The sequence below is a fragment of the Streptomyces spinoverrucosus genome (assembly GCF_006539505.1).
GTDB classification, from domain to species: Bacteria; Actinomycetota; Actinomycetes; order Streptomycetales; family Streptomycetaceae; genus Streptomyces; species Streptomyces spinoverrucosus.
In genome coordinates this window covers 1-7342 of record NZ_BJND01000130.1, presented here as the reverse complement: position 1 = coordinate 7342, position 7342 = coordinate 1, and the positions used below count along the sequence as shown (strand labels likewise).

Sequence of the window (7342 nt, the reverse complement as noted above, 5' to 3'; positions counted from 1 at the left end):
TGTATGAGCCCCCCGGTTTCGGCCGGGGGGCTTTTTCCGTTCGGTCCGGGGGTTTCGGTTTTCGGTCCGGGGGCGTTCGGTTACGACCAGTTGGTGCCCGTCAGGCGCTCGTACGCCTCCACGTACTTGGCGCGGGTGGCGTCCACGACCTGCGGCGGCAGGGCGGGCGGGGGCTGCTCGCTCTTGCGGTCCCAGCCGGACTCGGGCGAGGTCAGCCAGTCACGGACGTACTGCTTGTCGTACGACGGCTGCGCGCGGCCCGGCTGCCACTGGTCGGCCGGCCAGAAGCGGGAGGAGTCGGGAGTGAGGACCTCGTCGGCGAGGACCAGGGTGTCGCCGTCGAAGCCGAACTCGAACTTCGTGTCCGCCAGGATGATCCCCCGGTCGCGGGCGATGTCGCGGGCGCGGGAGTAGATGGCGAGGGTGGCCTGGCGCAGCTGGGCGGCGGTGTCGGCGCCGACCTGGCGGGCGACCTCCTCGTAGGAGACGTTCTCGTCGTGCTCGCCGACCTCGGCCTTGGTGGCCGGGGTGAAGATCGGGGCGGGAAGCTCGGAGCCGTCGACGAGGCCTTCGGGGAGGGCTAGGCCACAGACCGTACGGGAGTCGTTGTACTCGACCAGGCCGGAGCCGGTGAGGTAGCCGCGGGCCACGCACTCCACGGGGACCATCTGCAGCGACTTGCAGACCAGGGTGCGGCCCGCCCAGTCGGCGGGGGCGTTGGCCGGGAGGTCAGTGCTCAGGACGTGGCTGGGGACCAGGTCGGCGAGCTGGTCGAACCACCACAGGGAGAGCTGGGTGAGGACGCGGCCCTTGTCAGGGATCTCGGTCGGCAGCACCCAGTCGTAGGCGGAGATACGGTCGCTGGCGACCATCACGAGGTCGCCCGCCTCGTTCTGGTACAGCTCGCGCACCTTGCCGGTGTGCAGATGCACCAGACCCGGAACCTCGGTCGGCTCGGGCTTTTCGACGAATCCGGACACGGTTCCTCCCCGTGGTTCTGTCCAACAGCCCCGATTCTGCCTCACCCGTGGTTGATCGAGGACTTCGGGTCAGTCGCGTTTGCAGATGCGGTCGAGGAGGTTGGCCGTGGCGCGTTGGATCACCGGGTTGACGTGGCCGGGGCGGTCCAGGGCCGGGGACCAGGCGAACGTTCCGGCCGCGAAGACCAGGGCGCCGGAGGGGGCGCGGTAGAGGGACGTCTCCTGGTGGCGGAGGATGCCCTCGCTGTCGGTGTACGGGGAGTGGGCAAGCAGGATGCGCTCGTCGTGGTCCGGAAGCGGGGTGCGCGGGAAGTACCGGTCGGCCTCGCCCGCGACCAGGCCCGCGATCTCGTCGCCCTCGTGCGCGCCGGTCGCCTCCCACAGCCAGTGCCCTGCGTTGCGGACGATCAGCGGATGCGGCTCGGGGACCCGGCCGGCGTACTGAATGCCGATCAGCTGCTGCTCCGGGCGGTCGATCTCGCGCCACAGCACCGGCCTGCCCGGACCCTTGCGCTTGCGGCAGGTCAGGAGGCGGTCCGGGGTGCCGGACGGGGACGGGCCCAACTCCACCTGCCAGTACATGGAGTTGGAGGAGAGGAAGACGAGGGAAGTGCCGTTCTCGCGGGCCAGCTCGACCGTGCGCCGCATGTTCGCCGACCAGTACTCGTCGTGGCCCGGGAAGACCAGGCCCCGGTAGCGGGTGGGGTCGACGCGGCCGGCGTGCAGGTCGCGGGCGTCGGCATAGGCAAGGTCGTAGCCGTAGCGCTCGGCCCAGCGGATGAAGTCGTAGGCGTGGCCGACGTGCAGGGGCAGGCCCGCGCCCGCGTACGGCCGGTCGAAGGAGACGGTCGTCGCGGCGTCGGCCTCGCCGAGCAGCCGGCCGCTGTCGTCCCAGGCGTGGTAGAGGCTCGCGCCGGTGCGGCCGTCCTCCGGATAGAGGTTGTACGCCTGCCAGGTGACGTCCGGGAGTAACAGCAGCAGGTCGGCCGGGTGGTCGTCGCGGACCGTGAACGGGACGTGGGAGCGGTAGCCGTCGGCGGTGGTGAGGACGGCGACGTACGCGCCGACGGTCCAGTGCGACGGGATCTGCAGGCGCCAGGACAGCCACCAGTGGTGGCAGGAGACCGTGCGGTCGGCGGTGAGCGGTGGGGGCTGGACGATGCCGGAGAGGCGGGGGCTGGTGGTGATCTTGGCTGCGCCGTCGCCGTTGTAGTGGCCGATGCGGTAGATGTCGACGGCGAATTCCTGGGGCGGGTCGACGGTGACATGGAAGTCGACGGCCTCGCCGGGGGCGACCGCGCCGGTGGAGACGAAGCCCTTGATCTGGCGGTGTACGTCGTCGGCGGCTCGGGGGCCGCCGGAGCGGGGGGCGGGGACGCGGGGGGTGGCGGTGCCCGGGGTCTGCGTCTGCAGGGCGCCGGGGGTGTGGGTCTGCTGGGCGCCGGGGGCCGGGTCCAGGTACCAGGGGACCACCTTTCCGGTGTCGTCGAAGTACGTCTCGCTGCCGCGCAGCCAGGGGAGTGGGCCCTGGCCGAAGGGATCCGTCACGGCGTGTGCCAGGGCTCCCGACTCCCAGCGGCGAATCTGCTCCGACCCCATGGTCGCTTCCCCTCCCTCGGCGCCGTTTTGTTGTGCTGCTCGCTGTCGCGTTGTTGTGCTGATCGCTGTCGCGGGGCGTTCGTATGACTGTCTTATGTCGAGCGCGATTGCCACGTGCGTGTTCAGACCCAGCACATCACATTCCGCACGGAGTCCGTCACGGTTCGTTTCGAATTGACCCAAAGCGGAAGCGGGGGCTCCGGACGGGGGCTGGGGATGCGGCTGGTGGATGGGGCCGGGGGTTGGGTCCGGGGGTGGGTCCGGGGGTGGGTCCGGGGGTTGGGTCCGGCGGTGAGTCCGGGCGGTGGGTCCGGGCGGTGGGTCCGGGCGGTGGGTCCGGGCGGTGGGTCCGGGGGGTGGGTCCGGGGATGGGCGGCCGACGTGCTCAGACGAGTCGTACGGGCTTCTCCGGGCGTATCCCGGCCTCGGCCAGCCAGGCTCTCAGCGGGGCCGGGTCGCCGTCCTCTATGAGGCTCAGGACTCTGGGGGTCAGATCGGTCGCGCGTTCGCCCTTGACCAGGAGGGACGGGCCGTCGAGCCAGTCCAGGCCGGGGGTGGCGCCCGCGGTGTCCATCGCGGCGCAGCAGACCATGGCGGTGACGTGGTCGGCGAGCAGCTCGCGAGGGGTGCGTGGGGGTTGGAGCGGGAAGAGGGGGAGGGCGCCGTCGTCCCAGAGGGCGTCGGGGGTGGGGGTGGGCGCGGCTGCCCGGGGTGGGGAGCTGGTGGCCTCCTCGCGGGCGAGTTCCGCGCTGAGGCCTGCGGCGAGGGCGGCGCTGCGGGGGTCGGTGGGTGGGGGGTCTTCTGGGGCTGTGTCTGGGTCGGAGGTTGGGGGTGTGTATGGGGCTGCGCCTGCGGCGGGGGTCGGGGCTGTGCCCGACGCTTCGCCTGCGGCCGGGTCCGGGGCTGCGCCCGGCGCTGCGCCTGCGGGAGGGGCTGCGTCGGAGTCTGGGGCTGCGCCTGCGGCGGGGGTCGGTGCCGCACCCGGCACGGCGCCTGCGGCCGGGGTCGGGGCCATACCCGGCGATCCACCTGCGGCAGGGGCCGCGTCGGAGTCCGGGCCTGCCTCTGGGGCTGCGCCCGCGGCGGCGCTCGGCGCCGCACCCGGCACGGCGCCTGCGGCCGGGGTCGGGACTGCACCCAGCACGGCGCCTGCGGCCGGGGTCGGGGCCATACCCGGCGATCCACCTGCGGCAGGGGCTGCGCCGGAGTCCGGGCCTGCTTCTGGAGCTGTGCCCGCTGCCGGGTCCGAGGCTGTGCCCGGCACTGCGCCTGCCGCCGGGTCCGAGGCTGTGCCCGGCACTGCGCCTGCCGCCGGGTCCGGGGCTGTGCCCGGCGCTCCGCCTGCGGCCGGGGCTGTTTCTGGGGTTGGGGGCGACTCTGTGTTTCGGGCCGCGGGCGTGCCGGGGGCGGTGTGGTGGTCCGGCGTCGGGGGTGCTTCCGTGAGGTGGTCCAGGACTCGGGCCAGGGTGGGGCCGTGGTCGGTGTCGCGGGTCGTGCGGCGTACGCCGAGGGTGTCCAGGACGCGGTGGAGGCGGGCCGCGTCGGTGCGCCACTTGCGGTCGACGACCTCGTCCGGGTACTCCTGCCAGTCCACCGGCGACCAGTCGGGGCCGGACTCCGCCGGGCCCCCGTGGAAGAGGCGGGCGGCGAGCAGGGAGGCGGCCTCGTCGACCAGGCCGGGCTCTTCGAGCAGGTCGCAGGCGGGACGCTCGCCGAGGCGGGAGGCGAAGCCCTCGGCCAGGCGGTCGCGCCGGGACAACTCGGTGAGGGCCGCGACGACGCCCGCGTCCAGCCGGGATGGCCAGCGGCCCATCCGCCAGGCGGGCAGCGCGACCCGGGTGAGCAGGCGGTCCCAGCCGGCGTACGCCAACCCGACCTGTTCCTGCGCGACGATCCGCAGCCCGTAATCCACAGCCTGTGCACGCTCGGCCGCCGCGGCGGCGACCCCGCGCTCCATCTCGGCGGCGTGCTCCCGGCAGCCGCGCAGCAGCAGGCGGGCCAGCCAGCCGACGCCCGCGCACACCGTGCGGACCACGGGGCGGCGGCCCGGTGCCGAGACGACGGCCACCGCGGCGTCCAGGCCCCGCACGAAGCGCCGGGCAGCGGCTATGTCGGGGTGCGCCGAGGGGCCCGTACCGGCGACGACCGGGGCGAGGACCGCGCGCAGTTCGCCGACGCGCATCCACCACAGGAACGGGGAGCCTATGACGAGAACGGGGCTGGCCGTCGTACGGCGAGTGGCGTGCCGTCGTATGAGCCCCGCCATCTCGTCGGGGTCGTCCGCGGGGGTCGGGGGGCCGTGCGCCGGATGGGTGCGGTCCTCCAGCCAGCTGTCGCAGTCGGGGGTGAGCGCTATGGCGGAGGGTGCGGGGACGTCGAGGCGGTCGGCGAGGTCCCGCACCAGCCGGTAGAGGTCGGGGGCCGCTTCCTCGCCGATCGGGACCGTGGGGCTCACGGCCGGGCGGGCCCGTACGAGGAGCAGCGCGAAGCCGCCGGCGGCCAGCAGGGCCAGGAGCGCGAGCGCGCTCACCGCCCAGCGGGCGATGTCCCAGCCCCGGCCGACGAGATGGCCGGTGGAACCGCCCGCCAGCAGGACCACGGCGACGGCCGCGGGCAGCACGGCGACGGCCAGCGCGCGGCTGCGGATCCGCAGCACGGCCAGCGCCCGGGAACGCGCGGTCTGCGTCCCCGCTTCCATACCGATGCCGGTCACGTCCTGACCTCACCCCCTCCCGTCCTGGCAGTCCTGGCTGTCCTGGCGTTGCTCACTCCCCCACTGTGGCACCCACCACTGACATCGCAATGCCGGTGGGCCAAGTGCCGGAACGCTTGCGCCGCACCCTAGTTGGGGCCCCGGCCCCCGTCAGCCGGATGGGACATCGGTCACTCGATGGAATGGCTTTGGGGAGAGGTGGATGACGGAGGGCAAGGATCAGGCCCCGGATCCGAAGGGTCCGGGGCCTGTGTCGTGCCAGGTCAGGCAGCTGATCGTCAGTGATCGTCATTGATCGCCGGTGATCGTCGGCGTGGTGTGGGCGGTGTGGGCCTGGTGCAGGCGGTGTGCGGGTGTCGGGCCGTGTGGGTTATGCGCCCGTCGCCGCCTTCGCCGCGATGTCCGTACGGTGCTGGGAGCCGTCCAGGTGGATGCGGGAGACGGCGCTGTACGCCCGTTCGCGGGCCTCGGCGAGGTCGCCGCCCGTCGCGGTGACGGACAGGACGCGGCCGCCCGCGCTGACGACGGCGTCGCCGTCGCGCTTCGTACCGGCGTGCAGGACGTAGGCGTGCGGGGCGTCCAGCTCGGCCACCGCGTCGAGGCCGGTGATCGGGTCGCCCGTGCGGGGGGTGCCGGGGTAGTTGTGCGAGGCCACGACGACCGTGACGGCCGCGTCGTCGCTCCAGCGGAGGGGTTCGAGGTTGGCGAGGTTGCCGGTGGCGGCGGCCATGAGGATGCCGGCGAGGGGGGTCTTCAGGCGGGCCAGGACCACCTGGGTCTCCGGGTCGCCGAACCGGGCGTTGAACTCGATGACCCTTACGCCCCGGCTGGTGATCGCCAGACCGGCGTAGAGCAGGCCGGAGAACGGCGTGCCGCGGCGGCGCAGCTCGTCGACGGTCGGCTGCAGGACGCTGTGCAGGACGTCGTCCACGAGCTTCGGGTCGGCCCAGGGCAGCGGGGAGTACGCGCCCATGCCGCCGGTGTTCGGGCCCTCGTCGTTGTCGAGCGCGCGCTTGAAGTCCTGGGCGGGCTGGAGCGGGAGGACGGTCTCGCCGTCGGTCACGGCGAAGAGGGAGACCTCGGGACCGTCGAGGTACTCCTCGATGACGACGCGGTCGCAGGCGCGGGCGTGCGCCTTCGCGGCGTCGAGGTCGGCGGTGACGACGACGCCCTTGCCCGCTGCGAGGCCGTCGTCCTTGACGACGTACGGCGGGCCGAAGGCGTCGAGCGCCTCGTCGACCTCCGCTTCCGTCGTGCAGACGTACGAACGGGCGGTCGGGACCGCGGCCGCGGCCATGACGTCCTTGGCGAAGGCCTTGGATCCCTCCAGCCGCGCGGCCTCCTTGGAGGGGCCGAACACGGCGATGCCCGCCTCGCGCACAGCGTCCGCGACCCCCGCGACCAGCGGGGCCTCCGGGCCTACGACCACCAGGTCGACGCCGAGCTGTGCGGCCAGCGCGGACACCGCCGCGCCGTCGAGGGCGTCGACGGGGTGCAGCTCGGCGACCTCGGCGATGCCGGCGTTGCCGGGGGCGCAGTGCAGCGCGGTGACGGCGGGGTCGAGGGACAGGGAGCGGCACAGGGCGTGTTCGCGGGCGCCGGTACCGATGACGAGGACCTTCACGGGGGTCAGCCTAGCGGGAGCAGGTGGGGGTGGTTTGTGGGGGATGCCGAAGGGGTGGGGGGTGGGGGGTTGTGGGTTTCTCTAAAACAGGGATGGCGTCAGTTGCTGTCAGTCGGTTGTTGACACCCGCTTGTTGGCAGTCGCTTGTTTGTCAGTCGCTTGCTGTCAGTCGTTCGAGATCTCCTCCACCACCGTCGCCCCCAGCTCCCGCACGATCAGCTCCTGGCCGGAGAGGGCCGACTCGTCGAGGTCGGGGTCGTCGTCCTCGGGGATGTCGTCCTCGATGGAGACGGGGGGCGGCTCCGGCGCGGAGGGCGGCGGAGGGGTGGGGGCGGGCATCGCGGCCGGGGCCGGTGCGGCGGTGGGCTGGGCGGGGGCGGCCGCCGTGGCCTGCGTCGGCGCCGGGCGCTGGGCGGTCGCAGTACC

Annotated in this window: 4 protein-coding genes and 1 pseudogene; all 5 read right to left on the bottom strand. The window is 73.5% G+C overall.

Annotated features, from left to right (window positions below; all coding sequences use genetic code 11):
- Positions 1-80 precede the first annotated feature (80 nt).
- Entirely contained in the window at positions 81-980 is a 900-nt protein-coding gene (locus SSP24_RS41610; protein WP_141316335.1) for a phosphoribosylaminoimidazolesuccinocarboxamide synthase, read from the bottom strand.
- A 69-nt stretch (positions 981-1049) separates the two neighbouring features.
- Complete coding sequence (locus tag SSP24_RS41605; protein WP_141316333.1) at positions 1050-2579, bottom strand: N,N-dimethylformamidase beta subunit family domain-containing protein; 1530 nt, start codon at positions 2577-2579, stop codon at positions 1050-1052.
- A gap of 385 nt (positions 2580-2964) precedes the next feature.
- On the bottom strand, positions 2965-5277 hold the full coding sequence (locus SSP24_RS41600; RefSeq protein ID WP_167529870.1) for a M48 family metalloprotease: 2313 nt from the start codon (positions 5275-5277) through the stop codon (positions 2965-2967).
- A gap of 385 nt (positions 5278-5662) precedes the next feature.
- Entirely contained in the window at positions 5663-6916 is a 1254-nt protein-coding gene (purD, locus tag SSP24_RS41595) for a phosphoribosylamine--glycine ligase (RefSeq protein WP_141316329.1), read from the bottom strand.
- Positions 6917-7081: 165 nt separating this feature from the next.
- Positions 7082-7342: pseudogene (locus tag SSP24_RS41590) on the bottom strand (DNA polymerase III subunit gamma/tau); the annotation flags it as partial.